22 protein-coding genes and 1 tRNA gene are annotated in these 14,466 nt (G+C 62.9%); 14 read left to right on the top strand and 9 right to left on the bottom strand.

Annotation, left to right across the window (positions count from 1 at the left end):
• Positions 1–29: 29 nt before the first annotated feature.
• The gene (locus NMP98_RS14940) at positions 30–566 is read right to left on the bottom strand and encodes a hypothetical protein (protein ID WP_254858662.1); all 537 of its coding nucleotides are present in this window, start codon (positions 564–566) and stop codon (positions 30–32) included.
• The gene (locus tag NMP98_RS14935; protein ID WP_254858661.1) at positions 563–1,300 is read right to left on the bottom strand and encodes a DsbA family protein; all 738 of its coding nucleotides are present in this window, start codon (positions 1,298–1,300) and stop codon (positions 563–565) included. Before NMP98_RS14935 ends, NMP98_RS14940 begins: the two co-directional genes overlap by 4 nt.
• A 145-nt stretch (positions 1,301–1,445) precedes the next feature.
• On the opposite strand from NMP98_RS14935, the gene NMP98_RS14930 reads away from it, so the two are divergent.
• Together NMP98_RS14930 and NMP98_RS14925 are read left to right on the top strand one after the other, a co-directional pair.
• Complete coding sequence (locus NMP98_RS14930) at positions 1,446–1,886, top strand: DUF302 domain-containing protein (RefSeq protein ID WP_254858660.1); 441 nt, start codon at positions 1,446–1,448, stop codon at positions 1,884–1,886.
• On the top strand, positions 1,886–2,452 hold the full coding sequence (locus NMP98_RS14925) for a class I SAM-dependent methyltransferase (RefSeq protein WP_254858659.1): 567 nt from the start codon (positions 1,886–1,888) through the stop codon (positions 2,450–2,452). The genes NMP98_RS14930 and NMP98_RS14925 overlap by 1 nt, the downstream gene beginning before the upstream one ends.
• A 135-nt stretch (positions 2,453–2,587) precedes the next feature.
• Here NMP98_RS14925 and NMP98_RS14920 read toward each other — a convergent pair whose 3' ends face one another.
• On the bottom strand, positions 2,588–3,001 hold the full coding sequence (locus NMP98_RS14920) for a group I intron-associated PD-(D/E)XK endonuclease (RefSeq protein ID WP_254858658.1): 414 nt from the start codon (positions 2,999–3,001) through the stop codon (positions 2,588–2,590).
• Positions 3,002–3,157: 156 nt separating this feature from the next.
• A tRNA-Pro gene (locus NMP98_RS14915) sits at positions 3,158–3,231 on the bottom strand.
• 85 nt (positions 3,232–3,316) lie between these two features.
• On the opposite strand from NMP98_RS14915, the gene NMP98_RS14910 reads away from it, so the two are divergent.
• The 3 genes from NMP98_RS14910 to NMP98_RS14900 all read left to right on the top strand — a co-directional run bounded on the left by NMP98_RS14910 (position 3,317) and on the right by NMP98_RS14900 (position 4,150).
• The gene (locus tag NMP98_RS14910) at positions 3,317–3,592 is read left to right on the top strand and encodes a pro-sigmaK processing inhibitor BofA family protein (RefSeq protein ID WP_254858657.1); all 276 of its coding nucleotides are present in this window, start codon (positions 3,317–3,319) and stop codon (positions 3,590–3,592) included.
• Between the two features lie 91 nt (positions 3,593–3,683).
• On the top strand, positions 3,684–3,920 hold the full coding sequence (locus NMP98_RS14905) for a DUF8028 family protein (protein ID WP_254858656.1): 237 nt from the start codon (positions 3,684–3,686) through the stop codon (positions 3,918–3,920).
• A 2-nt stretch (positions 3,921–3,922) separates the two neighbouring features.
• Positions 3,923–4,150, top strand: coding sequence for a DUF7123 family protein (locus NMP98_RS14900; protein WP_254858655.1), 228 nt, complete (start codon positions 3,923–3,925; stop codon positions 4,148–4,150).
• Here the strand turns inward: NMP98_RS14900 and NMP98_RS14895 are convergent, their stop codons facing one another.
• Positions 4,151–6,178 (bottom strand): DEAD/DEAH box helicase, encoded by a 2,028-nt coding sequence (locus NMP98_RS14895; RefSeq protein WP_254858654.1) that lies wholly within the window; start codon positions 6,176–6,178, stop codon positions 4,151–4,153.
• A gap of 154 nt (positions 6,179–6,332) precedes the next feature.
• Here NMP98_RS14895 and NMP98_RS14890 point away from each other — a divergent pair, with 154 nt between their 5' ends.
• A complete protein-coding gene (locus tag NMP98_RS14890) occupies positions 6,333–6,629 on the top strand; it encodes a GYD domain-containing protein (protein WP_254858653.1) in 297 nt (98 codons plus the stop codon).
• A gap of 33 nt (positions 6,630–6,662) precedes the next feature.
• Here the strand turns inward: NMP98_RS14890 and NMP98_RS14885 are convergent, their stop codons facing one another.
• Positions 6,663–7,049, bottom strand: a complete 387-nt coding sequence (locus tag NMP98_RS14885) for a cupin domain-containing protein (protein WP_254858652.1) — start codon at positions 7,047–7,049, stop codon at positions 6,663–6,665.
• Between the two features lie 75 nt (positions 7,050–7,124).
• Here NMP98_RS14885 and NMP98_RS14880 point away from each other — a divergent pair, with 75 nt between their 5' ends.
• On the top strand, positions 7,125–8,348 hold the full coding sequence (locus NMP98_RS14880) for a site-2 protease family protein (protein ID WP_254858651.1): 1,224 nt from the start codon (positions 7,125–7,127) through the stop codon (positions 8,346–8,348).
• A gap of 40 nt (positions 8,349–8,388) precedes the next feature.
• Positions 8,389–8,892: a DUF367 family protein gene (locus NMP98_RS14875; protein WP_254858650.1), complete on the top strand. Its 504-nt coding sequence runs from the start codon at positions 8,389–8,391 to the stop codon at positions 8,890–8,892.
• 1 nt (position 8,893) lies between these two features.
• Here NMP98_RS14875 and NMP98_RS14870 read toward each other — a convergent pair whose 3' ends face one another.
• Positions 8,894–9,931 carry an enolase-like domain-containing protein gene (locus tag NMP98_RS14870; protein WP_254858649.1) on the bottom strand — a complete coding sequence of 346 codons (1,038 nt, stop codon included), beginning with the start codon at positions 9,929–9,931 and terminating at the stop codon, positions 8,894–8,896.
• Positions 9,932–10,034: 103 nt separating this feature from the next.
• Here NMP98_RS14870 and NMP98_RS14865 point away from each other — a divergent pair, with 103 nt between their 5' ends.
• Positions 10,035–10,184 carry a 50S ribosomal protein L40e gene (locus NMP98_RS14865; protein ID WP_156707758.1) on the top strand — a complete coding sequence of 50 codons (150 nt, stop codon included), beginning with the start codon at positions 10,035–10,037 and terminating at the stop codon, positions 10,182–10,184.
• Positions 10,185–10,253: 69 nt separating this feature from the next.
• On the opposite strand, the gene NMP98_RS14860 is transcribed toward NMP98_RS14865, so the two are convergent.
• A complete protein-coding gene (locus NMP98_RS14860; RefSeq protein WP_254858648.1) occupies positions 10,254–10,865 on the bottom strand; it encodes an MBL fold metallo-hydrolase in 612 nt (203 codons plus the stop codon).
• 93 nt (positions 10,866–10,958) lie between these two features.
• On the opposite strand from NMP98_RS14860, the gene NMP98_RS14855 reads away from it, so the two are divergent.
• The 4 genes from NMP98_RS14855 (at position 10,959) to hisH (ending at position 13,115) form a co-directional block, all read left to right on the top strand.
• A complete protein-coding gene (locus NMP98_RS14855; protein WP_254858647.1) occupies positions 10,959–11,132 on the top strand; it encodes a DUF5786 family protein in 174 nt (57 codons plus the stop codon).
• A 1-nt stretch (position 11,133) separates the two neighbouring features.
• The gene (locus tag NMP98_RS14850; protein ID WP_254858646.1) at positions 11,134–11,724 is read left to right on the top strand and encodes an endonuclease dU; all 591 of its coding nucleotides are present in this window, start codon (positions 11,134–11,136) and stop codon (positions 11,722–11,724) included.
• 24 nt (positions 11,725–11,748) lie between these two features.
• Positions 11,749–12,333: a uracil-DNA glycosylase gene (locus NMP98_RS14845; RefSeq protein WP_254858645.1), complete on the top strand. Its 585-nt coding sequence runs from the start codon at positions 11,749–11,751 to the stop codon at positions 12,331–12,333.
• A 134-nt stretch (positions 12,334–12,467) separates the two neighbouring features.
• Positions 12,468–13,115 carry an imidazole glycerol phosphate synthase subunit HisH gene (gene hisH / locus NMP98_RS14840; protein ID WP_254858644.1) on the top strand — a complete coding sequence of 216 codons (648 nt, stop codon included), beginning with the start codon at positions 12,468–12,470 and terminating at the stop codon, positions 13,113–13,115.
• Positions 13,116–13,304: 189 nt separating this feature from the next.
• On the opposite strand, the gene NMP98_RS14835 is transcribed toward hisH, so the two are convergent.
• A complete protein-coding gene (locus NMP98_RS14835; RefSeq protein ID WP_254858643.1) occupies positions 13,305–13,763 on the bottom strand; it encodes a MaoC family dehydratase in 459 nt (152 codons plus the stop codon).
• Positions 13,764–13,881: 118 nt separating this feature from the next.
• On the opposite strand from NMP98_RS14835, the gene NMP98_RS14830 reads away from it, so the two are divergent.
• A complete protein-coding gene (locus NMP98_RS14830) occupies positions 13,882–14,319 on the top strand; it encodes a winged helix-turn-helix transcriptional regulator (protein WP_254858642.1) in 438 nt (145 codons plus the stop codon).
• Positions 14,320–14,466: the final 147 nt, after the last annotated feature.

Here is a 14,466-nt window from a genome sequence, read left to right as displayed (position 1 = left end):
GGAAGTGGCGGCCCCGACTCGTGGTACTGTTACGTAATCGAACACGTCTGTGGGTCACCCGTTCGGCCGAGGAAAAACAACAACAGAAGGATGCCGCCAAGTCGGAGGAGGTTCCCCTCGAAGGGCAGTGCGGCCATCGCACCGACGAAACCAAGGGCGCCGAGAACGCCGGCACCGCAGCTCGCACACCCGGCCGCGAGGAACCCGGGAACGACGCCGAGCATCGTCGACGCGCTCGTTCGACGGGCACGCCGGAAGAGAGCAATCGCGTGTGTCGCTGCGATTCCAGTCAACAGCGCGTAGGTCACGACCAAGAGGAGACCGAGCCACCCGACGCTCAGATACGTTTCCCGCGTGAGGGCGGCAATCCCATAGAGGAGGTCGGCAGGGTTCCTCGTCAGGAGTTGAATCGTGAACTGTGGGAACGCACTCAGCACCAAAACCGAGTACGCGAGGACGGTCACGACGCCGGCAGTCACGAGTCGGCCATCGGAGGTGAGCGGATAGCCGAGTGCGTCGGGGAGCCCCCGGAGCCACCCCGGAGCCGCATCGCGTGTGGTACTCACGCTTCCAACACCCGGTCGAGCGCGTCAGAGAAGGTGTCGTAGGGGTGGGCACCGACGAGTTTGCCCGCCGCGTCGGCGTCGCGGTTGTAGAGGATGAACCCGGGCGTCCCGCTGATTTCGGCCGACTTGGCGACACCGAGGTTCGTCTCGATGGCGTCACGGATGGCGTCGCCGCGGGACTCCCGACAACTGTCGACGGCCGAGACGGTAACGCCGTCGGTCCGTTCGGTGATTTCCCTGAACGTCGCCTCGTCGGCCCAGTCGTGTCCCGAATCGGGTTGGGCGTCGAACGCTGTCCCGTGCCAGCGCCAGAAGGCTTCGGGGTCGGTGCTTGCGACCGTTCGCCACACGCAGCGACTCCAGACGGCCGCCGGCATCGAGTACTCGCCGATGTTCGGATACGGCAAGACGACGAGTCGCACGTCTCCGGTGTCGATGTACTCCGAACCGACCGTCGGGAGGGTTTCGGTTTCGAACTTCTTACAGAACGGACACAGGTAGTCCGTCCAGTAGTACACGTCGACCGTCGCTTCACGGTCGCCCACGAGCGGCCGGCCGGCGAGTTCGACACCGAATCCGGTCGTCTCCTCGCTGGTGTGGAACGTCTCTGGGACGTATTCCGGTTCGTCGGATTCAGAGCCGGATGCGAGGTACGCGACTCCACCGCCGAACAGTACCGTCGCACCACCGGCGGCAATCGCTCGCCGGCGCGTAATCTTGCTCTTGCTATCCATTCACGTGCAATTACCACTATCCAGCGGTATCGGTGTTTCGGTCACACGAATTCGGTAGCAACTCACAAGAGTGAGTGCGTTCCCGCCTCCATCCATCGGAAGAACCCGAAAGAGGTTTGCTTTGAGAGCCCAATACTCCTCAGGGATGACGCTACCAATCGACCCGTCACAGATTAGCCCCGACGACTTCGGTGAAGCCGAAGCGACCCTGGAGATGGACCACGAGGAAGCCATCGAGCACGTCCGCGAGGTGTTTACCGACGCCGGATTCGGCATCCCCGTCGAGTTTTCGCCCTCGGAGATGCTCAACGAGAAAGTCGACGCCGGTCGCGACCCCTACTACGTGCTCGGCGCCTGCAATCCGGCGGTTGCCGAGAAGGCACTCAACGTGACCGACAACCAACTCGGCGCGTTGATGCCCTGCAACGTCGTCATCTGGGAGGAGAGTCCCGGCACCCAGCGCGTCTATCACGTCTCGATTATGCGCATCGCCCGACTCATCGGCATGGCGCCCGACGACGAGGAGATGGCCGACATCGTGGCCGAGACCGGCGAACTCGTCGACGACGCCTTCGAGAACCTCTAATGGGGTTTCACACCTTCGACGCCGACCGCGCCGACAAACTCGAAGAGGCAGGCAAGCGGTATCGGTTCCTCTCGGCCGAGGAGTTGCTCTGGGCACTCTCGCCGAGCGACGACGACCACGTCGCCGACTTCGGGAGCGGCACGGGGTTTTTCACCGACGACGTCGCCCCGCACGTGAACACGGTGCACGCGGTCGACGTTCAGGAGGCGATGCACGACTACTACCGGGAGAAGGGCGTCCCGGACAACGTCGAACTCGTCACCAGCGGCGTGGGCGACCTTCCGTTCGCCACGGACAGTCTCGATGGTGCGTTTTCGACGATGACGTACCACGAGTTCGCCAGCGACGACGCGCTCGCCGAAATCGCTCGCGTGCTGAAAAGCGATGGAACCCTCGCCATCGTCGACTGGGCCGCCTCGGGCGACGGACGCTATGGACCGCCGGTCGACGAGCGATTCACCGCCGAGGAAGCGGTCGACGCCCTCCGGGAGGCGGGGTTCACCGTCACGCACGAGGCCGTTCGACCGGAAACGTTCCTGCTCACGGCGACGGCGCCGGCGGAGTAGCCACTGGGCCGAAACCCTCGACAGAAAGTGGGACCGCCCGAATTGTACCCCGAGCATCACTCCTCACCCCCTCCTCGTCGTCGAACGACAGTCGATCCACGTGCTCTCGTCGGCGGTGTTCCATCAAACGGTCGGCTACGGCGGCCACCGCTCGTCGAAGGCGTAGTCGGCGGCCCAGTTTATCGAGGGTTGATTCTGTTTCGGCTCTTCGGTTCGGAGCGACATGTTGGCACCGACCTCCTCTTCCCACACGAAGAAGAGCTGTTCGTGCTCGTGTGAGAACACGAGGAAGCAGTCGATATCTCCGTCGTAGGATTTCTGGATGTTTCCCGAACTGTTCGTGTGTTTGCTGTACCCTCGGAATTCGATAACGCCGTCGCGAGACCACCCCGTTTTTATTTGTGCTCGCAAGAACTGCGTGTCGGGCGTCTCGACGACGAAATCGTATCGCTCGTTGTCGCCGAACGGTATCGAGACCGGCACGTCTCGCCGTTTGAGTTCGGTAAGCACTGCTGCTTCCGTCAGGTCACCTTTCTTGTGTGAATCCATATTTCGGAGCTGATTCGGCGAATAGATAGTACCAACCCACCCCCGTAGTGAAAGTGAAAATGTCCAGTCGAAGGACGGTGTGTAGCAGGTGGAAAGGGTCACCCCCGTTTCAGAGGGAGCGCGCCGAACCGCCCCAATCTGCAGGAGGAGATAGAGTGGGATCGCCCGGATTCGAACCGGGGTCCACAGCACCCAAGGCTGCGAGTATAGCCAAGCTAACCCACGATCCCGTATATCCCCCTAAACCGCCACCCCGTGAAAACGTTTCGTTCCGGGCCCCAAGGGCTATGTCGTCACACGGTGAATCCCGTCGACATGGTTACACCAATCGAAATCGGCCTGTTCGTACTCGTGTTGGCGCTGCTGTTCGGCGCCTATCGAGTCATCAAGGCCGTCAAACCGTTCATCGTTAACGCCGTCGTCGGCGTTATCATCCTCTTCATCGCGAGTTTCCTCGGCGTACCAATCGAAATCACGGCGGTTGCGGTACTCATCTGTGCCGTCGGCGGCGTCCCCGGTGCAATACTCGTCATCGCGTTGGCGTATCTCGACATCGCCTTCGTCGGGACGATAGCACCACTTGTGGTGTAAGCCGGCGACTCGCAGTGGACGTGATGGAGTAGCACAAACGGCTGTTTGAGCTTAGCGTACCCCTTTGATATCCCCGTCCGTTCGCTCTCGTATGCGACACGCGACGGTGCCTCGCCGACTGTTCGAACCCCTCCGAGCGGCTACCGGAGTCCTCCTCTCCCTTGTCGAGGGAGTGGCGTTCTGGGCCGCCGCCGTCTTCCCGCTCGTGTACGTGGCCGCCATCCTGCTGTACGATGCCGGTGTCGTCTCCGAAACCGAACTGGTCGTGTTGGTCGCGCTCAACGCCGTCTCGGTACTCGTCGGACATCAACACCGCTCACAGTCATGACGATGAATCAACAGACCCACCCCGCCGGACATCTCCTCGAATACCTCGAACGTCGTGCGGACGACGGCGAAATATACGTCAAGAGCAAGTTCCTCGCTGAGGACCTCGACCTCTCGGCGTCCCAGATCGGCGTACTGCTCGGCCGACTGCAGGACTCGGCGGAGACTCTCGACATCGAGCAGTGGTCCTACACCAACGCGACGACGTGGCGCATCGCACCCGCCGAGTAATCAGTGCTCGTCGCGGAGTTCGATTTCCGCGACGAGTTCGTAGGGTTCGGCGCCCTTCCGAATCGCATCGAGCATGACGAAGGCCTCGTCGGGCGCAAGGAAGTGTTCGGTGACCGCTCGCCCGAGCGGCGTCGGCTGGAAGCCGTCGATGAACTCGTACTCGATGAGTTTGCCGACGGCGTGTTTCGTCGGCACCTCCCCGACCATGCGGTCGTTGAGCGCCTTCGCCCGCTTGCCCGCGACGGTGATGTTGGCGAGCGTCTCCTCGATTGCGGCGGCCTCGTCGTAGCGGGTGACGACCGGCTCCATCTCCCCCTTCAACAGTTTGAACGCCACCTCGTCTTCGGTCATCTCCATGGAACTGTGATACGAGCAGTCGGGTTCGACGAGCGTGTAGACGGTCCCCTTGTCGTGGTAGTCGGGGCGTCCGGCCCGGCCGAGCATCTGTTCGAATTCCTGGACAGAGAGCCACTCGATGCCCATCGCCAGCGAGTCGAAGATGACCTGTGAGGCCGGAAAGTCGACCCCCGCCGCGAGCGCCGCCGTGGTGACGACGGCCGCGAGGTCCTGCTCGCCGAACTGCCGTTCGACCTGCTTGCGGCGACCGTAATCGAGGCCGGCGTGGTACGGCGCCGAATCGTACTCGAGTTGCCGGGATATCTCGTGACACCGCCGCCGGGAGTTCGTGAAGATGATGGTCTGGCCGCGATACCCCTTCGAGGACTTCGAGTCGAAGGCCCGCCGGACGAGTTTGTTCTCGATATCCAACTTCTCGCCGCCGTCGGCGAAGGTGACGTGGCGCTCGATGGGGACCGGTCGTTCCTCGAACTCGATGAGTTGAGCGTCGAGTTTCCCGGCGAGGTCACCGGGATTGCCGACCGTCGCGGAGAGGTAGACGTACTGGGTGTCGCAGTCGTTCGTTTCCGAGTAGTGTTTGAGTCGGGAGATGAGGCCGTCGAGACGGTGGCCGCGTTCCTCCTCGCCCAGCGTGTGGACCTCGTCGATGACGACGGTGCCGATGTCGCCAAGGTCCTTGCCGGTCCGAAGCGCGTGGTCGATGCCCTCGTAGGTACCGACGATGACGTCGGATTGGGGGTCGAAGCGGTTCCCCGAATCCCTGATGCGGGAGGCACCCACCCGAATCGTCACGTCGAGTAAGTCGCCGTAATCGTCTTCGAAGTCCTCGTGTTTCTGGTTTGCGAGCGCGACGAGGGGAACGAGAAACAGCATCTTGCCTTCGCCTTTGAGCGCGCGGTCGATGCCGGCGAGTTCGCCGACGAGCGTCTTGCCGGTCGCGGTGGCGCTCACGACGAGCTGGTCGCGTCCCTCCAAGAGGTCGTTGTCGACGGCGAGACTCTGAACGGGCAGCAGGGTGTCGAACTCCTCGAGTCGCGTTTTCAACTCCGGATGTACGTCGATGTCGCTCGTCGGAACGAGGTCGATGTCGTCGGTCGTCGCCGAGATTTCGTCGAACTTCGTCAGTTCGGGGTCGAGTTGTCCCGAAAGCAGGTTCGCGACGCGTTCGAGGTCGCCGACCTCCAACAGGAGGTCTTCGAGACGGTCCCGGGCACCCGAACGGAGGCCCCGGTAGTTCGCCTCCCGTTCGAGTTCCCGTTTCGCACAGTCGAGACAGATGTGTTCGTTGTCGTATTTGATGGCCGTCTCGGAGGTCAACGGCGAGTACCGGCCCTTGCCCGCACAGATGCGGCAGGTCCGGACCTGTTTGGCGTCGAGTTGATACCCCTCCAGCATGGCCTCGAGGTCCCGGCGACCCTCCCGAGAGGTCTGCTGGGAGATACGTATGCGGCCGGCGCGGCGGGCCATCTCGACGAACTGCTCGGGACGGCGCGGTATCTCGTCGTCGCCGTCCTTCACACGGAAACGGCCGGGGCGGGGACCGGCGCTGGTCTCTTTTAAATCGAGGCGACCCTGTAGCAGTCGCTCGCCGTCGCGGCGTGCGACCACGGTGAAATCGTCACGCGCCTCGTGGAGGAACAGCGTGTCGACCTCGGCGACCTGCTGTGACACGGGGGAGTGTAGTGTATCGGGGTATTTCAGTCGTCCGGGACGGATGCAAACGGATGGCAACCGGCGAATGGGCGACCAACCTATAATATCGAGCATGTGGTACTCTAACACACTGTCCTCCCGCTCGGAGTCGGGAGGACGAGGAGGGAAACCAATGTCAACCTACGTCCACCTGATGGAACTCGGCAAGGAGAGCCTCGAAACGATGGAGCGGAGTCCGGACAGACGGCAGGCCGCCCGCGAGATGGTCGCCGACCACGGCGGTGAGTTGCTGTCGATGTACTACACGTTCGGCCGGTACGACGTGGTCGCCGTCGCCGAATACCCGGACGACGGCGCGGCCGCACGCGCCGCCATCACGTTCCGCGGCGAGGGCAACACCAGCGTCGAGACCCTGCCGGCGTTCACCGAAGCCGAGTGGGACGAGGAGGTCGTCGAGAAACTGGCGTGAGGAGAGCCTCACCGCCTCGGTGCGTCGACGCGCTTACTCCAGCAGTTCGATAGCGTCGTCGCCGTTCGGCACCGCACAGATGAACGCTCCCGGGTCGTCGCTTTCGTTGCGATACCAGTGGACCGTTCCGGCGGGGATGTGCAGCGAGTCGCCCGCCGAGACGGTGTACTCCTCGTCACCGAGTCCGACGGTGTACTCGCCTTTCAGGACGTACTGTTCGTGTTCGATGTCGTTGGTGTGTTTCGGCACCTCGGCGCCGGCTTCGAGGACGAAGCGCCGCAACGCGAGGTTCGGCGCGCCATGTTCGGGGCCGACGAGGACGCCCTTCGAAAGGCCCTCGGCGGCCGAGACGGCTTCGTACTCGATGTCGTCGTCGCGGCGGACCAGCGGTCGGTCGGATTCGGATTCCGGTTCGGACATACCCGCGGCTACGAACCGGGGGAGTACGAACCCGTCGGTCAGTCTTTTAATAGGTTCGCGGACCCACAAACACCCATGAAGAACTTCCGCGTCGGCAGCGCCTTCGGGATACCAATCAAATTGGACCTGACGTTCCTGCTGATTCTGCCGGTGTTCGCCTATCTCATCGGAATCCAGTTGGAGAGTCTCGTCGACCTCCTCAACGCGCAGTTCACCGTCGAGTTCGACGCCGCGGTGTTGGCGGCTTCGGCGGTGACCCGCTTCGGTATCGGATTGGCCGCGGCGTTGGGGCTGTTCTTCTGTGTCGTCCTCCACGAGTTCGGCCACTCGCTGGTGGCGCGTCGCTACGGCGTCCACATCGACTCGATTACGCTGTGGCTGCTCGGCGGCATCGCACAGATGCAGGAGATTCCCGAAGACTGGAAACAGGAGTTCAACATCGCCATCGCCGGACCGATAGTCTCGGTGTTGGCGGGCATGGGCTCGTATTTCGCCTTCCGAATCGTTCCCGACGGTGGCTTCCTGCTGGAAGCGGCCCAGTTCACGCTCGCGTATCTCGCCATCATGAACATCGTGCTGGCGGTGTTCAACATGCTCCCGGGCTTTCCGATGGACGGCGGCCGCATCCTCCGGGCACTGTTGGCCCGGAACCGGCCACACGCCCAAGCCACCCAGCAGGCTGCCCGCGTCGGCCAACTGTTCGCCATCCTCCTGGGGCTGTTCGGCCTGCTCATCAACTTCAATCCGCTGCTCATCGTGCTGGCGTTCTTCATCTACATCGCCGCCGCCTCGGAATCGACGCGAACGGTGATGAACGCAGCCTTCGAGGGCGTCACCGTCAGCGACGTGATGACCCCGCGGGACCGACTCGACGTGGTTTCCCCGAAGACGACTGTCGCCGAGTTGGTCGAACGGATGTTCCGTGAACGCCACACCGGCTACCCGGTCATGGAGGGCGACCGCGTCGCCGGCGTCGTCACCCTCGACGACGCCCGCGAAATAGACTCGGTCGAACGCGACGCCTACCGCGTCGAGGACATCATGAGCCACGACATCCACGCCGTCGAACCGGACGTGTCGGTGATGGACGCCTTCGAGACGATGCAACAGAACGGCGTCGGTCGCCTGCTCGTCATCGAAGGCGAAACCGACGAGGCGACCGGGCGACTCGTCGGCCTACTCTCCCGAACCGACGTGATGACCGCCCTCGACATCGTGAAGTCGGGTGGGTCACCGAGTCGCCGGTCCGTCGACGGCGACGCTCGGGCCGCCGGGACGCTGGACCGCGAGCGCATCTGAGGGCCGAGCGACTTTTCTTCGCCGACCCGCTGGAGTGGATGTGGACCTCCACGTCAGATACGAGGGCGACGACGACCCCGAGAAGTGCTCGGCTCGAAAGCTCGCGCGCTTCGACCTCGTTTCCCTCCATCGCTCGGCGCGGGCGGCCCCGCCCGGAATCGTGCTCGACCCCCACGCCGAGCAGGCGCTGTCGCCGGCCGACGCCGACGAAAGCGATACCCTCGTCGTCCTCGACTGCTCGTGGGAAACCGCCGAGGCCGAGGCGTTCAAACTCGACGGCCCCCATCGGGCGCTGCCCTTCCTCGTCGCCGCCAACCCGGTCAACTACGGGACGCCGTTCCAGTTGAACACAGTCGAGGCGTTCGCCGCGGCGCTGTGTATCCTCGGCGAGCGCGACCACGCAGAGGAACTGCTCGGGAAGTTCCGGTGGGGACACACCTTCTTGGAGTTGAACGACGAACCCCTCCGGCGCTACGCCGACTGTGCGGATTCGGCCGAAGTCGTCGCCGTCCAGTCGGAGTACCTCGACCGCGGCGAGGAGTGAATTACCACCGGAACCCGACGGGGGAAGTGGGTGCGTCGAGCGGGCTCGTCGGCAGATCCTCGTCGAGGTCCGTCGCGTTGTACGCTCCCGGCGCCACGTCGTTCGGCGTCTCGGGATAGAACAGCGAGGCGAGCAGTTGGATGTGTCCGCGACCGACGCCGAGTTCGAACTGCCCGCCGCCGTACATCGAGATGTCGTTTCTCTCGCAGTAGTCGATGGCGGCCAAAAGCGACTCGACTGTGCCGAACCGCGAGGGCTTGATGTTGAGCCAGTTGGGTTCGAACGGCAGCGCCTCGATGTCCTCGACGCTCGTTATCGGTGCGTCCCACGACAGGCGGTCGGCAACCGATTCGAGGATGGATCGGGTTTCGTCGGTCACCGCGGGGTCCTCGATGACGGCCTCCGGGAACGTCTCTGCGACCCGTCGATAGAGGTCGGGGTCGACGGAGCCGTCGACGTCGGTCCCCTCGTAGTGACCCTTCAAATCCAGCGTCCGGACGCCGCCGCGTTCGGCGACCGCGGCACAGAACGCCTCGTCCCACTCCTCGGTGGGGTCGAGTTTGAACTCGGCGTCGGGAGCGACCGCACGAATCTCATCGAGGCGCTCGGGCGACTCCAGACGCGTGCTGACGACGAACCGGACCGGGTCGTAACGCCGGTCCAAGACGCTCCCGAGGTCGGTGTCGGCCTGCCGCAACGCCAAATCCAGCGCCGCGCTCTCGAAGGCCCACCGCCGGTAGTGGGCATCCGCCTCGTTGGTCGGCGGTTCGGGGAACAGCGAGAGTGAATCGAGGTGGGCCGAAAAGGAATCGAGCGTGTACTCTCCCGAGAGGTCGAGGCCGCCGTCTTCGTAGGTGTTCTGAAACAGGCGCTGGTCGTCGGCGTCGTACCCCACGTCCTCGCCGCGACCGGTCTCGCCGTCGCCGAACAGCGAAATCGTCGTGGAAACACGCGTGAATCCGCTCGATACGTCGCGTTGGGCGGCCTCGAGGTCGTAACCGTCGACGACGAGCCGTAGGTCCGCAAGGCGGTCGTACATACCCCGGCTTCAGCGGGGCGCCACCTAAATCCACACGAACGGGACGGTCCGCGAGCGCCGACGAAGGGAAAGGTTAAACGGTAGCGACCGCCTCCGAACGCGTATGGCTAACTTCGAAGAGGCGGAAAAGCGCACCCTCGAGAAGATGATTTGCATGCGCTGTAACGCCCGAAACTCCAAGCGAGCGAAACGATGCCGCAAGTGCGGTTACAAGAACCTCCGTCCGAAGGCGAAGGAACGCCGCGCGGCCTAAGCCGGCACCCGTTTCTCTCGTCAATCGCGTCCGATAGCCGCCGGTTCGTCGTCGTCGTGATTGGAGACGCTACTCTTCGGGGTACTTCGGTTCGCGTTTCTCCGCGCGACCGAGCGCCGTCTCCACTACGTCGCGAACGTCGCCGTGGAACTCCTCGCCGTGGCCGGCGTACATGTGTTCGACGCCATCGCCCATTCGGTCGAGTAACGTCTCGATGCTCTCGATGAGTCGTTCCCGCGATTGGCCGGCCATGTCGGTACGGCCGAAACTGCCGTAGTCGAAGGCGCCGTCGTCGTGGACCACCACGTCGCCGCTGAACAGCATCGTCTCCGAGACGAAGGAGACGTGGTCGTCGGCGTGTCCCGGCGTGTACACCACGTCGAAAGCCTCGTCGCCGATGAACACCTGCTCGCCGTCGTCGAGGTTGCTGGCCCGACGCGGGTGGTCGGCGTAGGCGTACAGCGGTGCGTCGAAGGCGTCCAACACCGCATCGAGTTGGGCGACGTGGTCGCCGTGCTGGTGGGTCAACACGACGGCGTCGAGACCGTCGGTGTGCGCCCGGATGACGTCGACGACCCCGTCCATCGCACCCGCGTCGACGAGCACCGTTCGGTCGCCCTCGACGAGATACGCGTTGCAGGTGAACGTCTCCGCGTCCGTTGTCACGTTGGTTACGTCCATACACGCCGGTGGAGGGCCGCCGTATTGATGCTGGCGGCGTCGTCCCCGTCGGCGTATCATTTACAATCATGTAACACGTACCCACGGGTGGCTATGGGGTTCGGCAGTTACGACGAATCCGAACAGGAGTCCCAGCAAATCGACACCGACATCGAGGAACCCGACCAATCGACGCTGCCCACTCACGACGGCGAGGTCGAATTCGAGTACGACGACGCCTCCAGCGAAGACCTCCTGGAGACGTTCGAGGAAATCAAAGGGCATTGAGGTGAAACCCGGCCGCCGCGCGCTCGGCATCGCGGAGTCCTACCGCGGCACCGACGACGGCGCGAGCAGCACGCTCGGTGGCGCGGTGGTTCGCGCTAACCGAGTCGTCGACGACTTCGTTTTCGGGTCGTGTACCGTCGGCGGCAGCGACGCCACCGACGCCATTATCGACTGCTGGCGTCGCTTAGACCGCCCGGACGTACGGTACGTGTTCCTCGCCGGTGTCGCGCTGGCGTGGTACAACATCCTCGATCTCGATACGATTCACGAGGCGACTGACCGACCCGTCGTCGCCGTCTCCTTCGAGGACAGCGAGGGACTCTCCGACGCCATCAAAGACACCTTCGAGGGCGCCGAGCGCGAACACCGCCTCGACAGCTATCGAGCGCTGCCGGAGCGCCGTCGAGTCACCGTCGACGGTCGGGACCTCTTCGTTCGGAGCGTCGGCATCGACGCCGCGGAAGCCGATGGCATCGTTGCCGACTACACCTACGAACGGCGGCCCGAGCCGCTTCGGGTGGCGAAGCGGGCCGCACGACGCGTCGACGCCGTCCGCGGTGGGGCCGACGGCGGCGGGTTCCGGCGGGATTAACTCGCCCGGGAGCGACCGACCGCCATGGACGACATCGCAGTTCACGACTGCACCCGGTGTGAGGAGTTGTGTGCCTCCCGGAGTCGCATCGTCAACGGCGTCGGAGCGACCGATGCCGAGTTGCTGTTCGTCGGCGAGGCACCGGGGGCACAGGAGGACGCCGAGGGCGAACCGTTCGTCGGCCGCTCCGGTGACGTGCTGACCGAGGCGCTCCGGGATCGCGGACTGGCACGCCGGGACGTTCGCATCACCAACTGCGTCCGCTGTCGGCCGCCGGAGAACCGCGACCCGACCGTCGAGGAACGGGAGAACTGCCGTGAGTACCTCGAAGCAGAAATCGACGCCGTCGACCCCGCCGTCGTCGTGACGCTCGGAAAAGTTCCCTCCGAACATCTGCTGGAGCGGTCGGTCGCGGTGACGAAGGAAGCCGGCACGCTCCACGACGCCCGCATCGCCGGGTCGACGCGACGGCTTCTCGTCTGTGTCCACCCCGCGGCAACGCTGTACGACCCCAGCCAGCGGGAGACCTTCGACGACGCCCTCGACGAGGCGCTCGCCCTCGTCGACGACGAGGGAAGCGACGGCCAATCCCGGCTCGGAGAGTTTTAGAGATACGGTTTACTGAGGGAAAATCGACGAACGCACAAACGAGTTTTTCAGCCAGCGCACCCCCGCGCCTGCGCTCGGACATCGACTCTTGAGGGATGGAAACCCACTTTGCCCCCGCCCGCCCACGAACGAGTATGAGCACCACCCAACGGAGCGCCGAGGTCGTCCTCGTCGACTACGGGCTCGGGAACCTCCGGAGTGCGACCCGGGGGCTCGAACGCGCTGGCGCCGAGGTGACGCTGACCGACGACCCAGCCGACTTCGATGCCGCCGACGGCATCGTCCTGCCGGGCGTCGGCGCGTTCAGCGAAGGCATGGACAACGCCGGCCCGTTCCGTGAGCCACTCGTCGAGGCCGCCGCCGAGGGCAAACCGCTGTTCGGCATCTGTCTCGGGATGCAGATGCTTCTGACCTCCAGCGAAGAGGCCGAACACGTCGGACAGGGCGACGTGGAGGGACTCGATTTGATTCCGGGCCGCAACGTCCGCTTCGACGAGGGGCAAAAAGTCCCACACATGGGCTGGAACGAACTGTCCGTCCAGCGTGAGCACCCCATCGCGGAGGGCGTTGACGGCGACTACGCCTACTTCGTCCACTCGTATTACGCCGCCCCCGACGATGACGAGGCCGTCGTCGCGACGACCGACTACGATATCGACTTCCCAGCCATCGTCGCAAACGAAGCGGGTAACGTCTTCGGCACGCAGTTCCACCCCGAGAAATCCGGCGAGACGGGGCTCCGCATCCTGCGGAACTTCGTCGACTACTGTATCGAGCGGTGACGATATCGCCGAGTCATCAGTACCGAAGGGCGGAAAGAGCGGCGTTGTTGGAACCTATTCGTTAGACTCTGTTCTCAATCAAAGGGCCGTACGTAGGACTGCAGATTGAGGGTTGAGGTTTCTATCATCTCAACGAGATGTACCGATGGCCGTGCGAGATACAGCGCGGGCGTCGGTCATACCACGCCTTCAGCCAGATTCCGAGAGATCACCTTTCATGTAATACATTTGTGGTGTATAGGTGACAACCTTCTGTCCCCGTTGATTTTTCCCGGATATCTCGACAGTAAGAAGCCCACGATCAGGTAACTTTTCTGAGGGTCGTTTCCCGGTGACTGTTCGGGAGACTGTTATCGTGTCCTCCGGAAATACTGGGTTTTCCCACGAAACTCCCTCTACCCCAGGTGACCCGATTGCTGCTGAATCCGCTCCGGCGTCTTGAACTACCATCCCGTGGCACGAACATATAGTGTGCCACCCGCTTGCGATAATTCCGCCAAAGGGTGATTCCCGCTCGGCCCGTTCTTCGTCGGTGTGCAGCCAGAGCGGGTCGAATCGCTCGGCAAAGTCAACAATTTCCGCCTTCGATAGCGAGAACGACCCGACCGTCTTCGTGTCTCCAACCTCGTAATCCTCGAAGTACTTCATCCGCGTGCAGATTGCAGTAGAGTGACCATATAATGGTGTGCGAGATCCCATCACTGGAAGTGACTTCCACCTCTGGAAGTGGCGTGATGTATTTGTCTCTCGGGACCTCTCTGCAACTATGAGCGATAGAGCTACACTTTCAGAGACAGATTTCAGCGCAGAGCAGATCGGAGACGTGAGTTGCGAACAAATCCGTTCGGAAGGCCCAACGATTTTGGAGTTGTTCGAGGTACTCAGCCGGTCGCGTGGACTTGAAGTCCTTGCCCAGTTCGCCGACGAGGCTGGTCCATGGCGATTCAAGGAACTTGAGACTCAGCTCAGTATCCCACCGAATACGTTGACCCGACGACTACAGGAGCTCGAAGAGTTCGGGTTGCTCACGCGAGAGGTACGCGAGACAGTACCACCCTATGTACAGTATACAGCGACGGAAGGTGCGTCCGAACTTCAACCGGTTCTTCAATATCTCTATCGTTGGTCAATGCGAAAACACGGCAGGTCAACCGATTCGACTGCGGACAAAGTTAACGGTAATAACGAAATCGAAGAACAGTAATTTTGCAGTACTCCCTGGTGGCTTTTTATAACTTATTTAACAAAACAAAATCACTGGCTTGCTGACTACACCCTCTGTATCTCCCACGGGGTTTCTGACGCAATGTAGGTAGACCCGTACTGTGTGACGATATGTGGATTACCTGTA

The sequence above is a fragment of the Natronomonas gomsonensis genome, from assembly GCF_024300825.1.
GTDB classification, from domain to species: domain Archaea; phylum Halobacteriota; class Halobacteria; order Halobacteriales; family Haloarculaceae; genus Natronomonas; species Natronomonas gomsonensis.
This window is presented reverse-complemented; position numbering and strand designations above follow the sequence as displayed.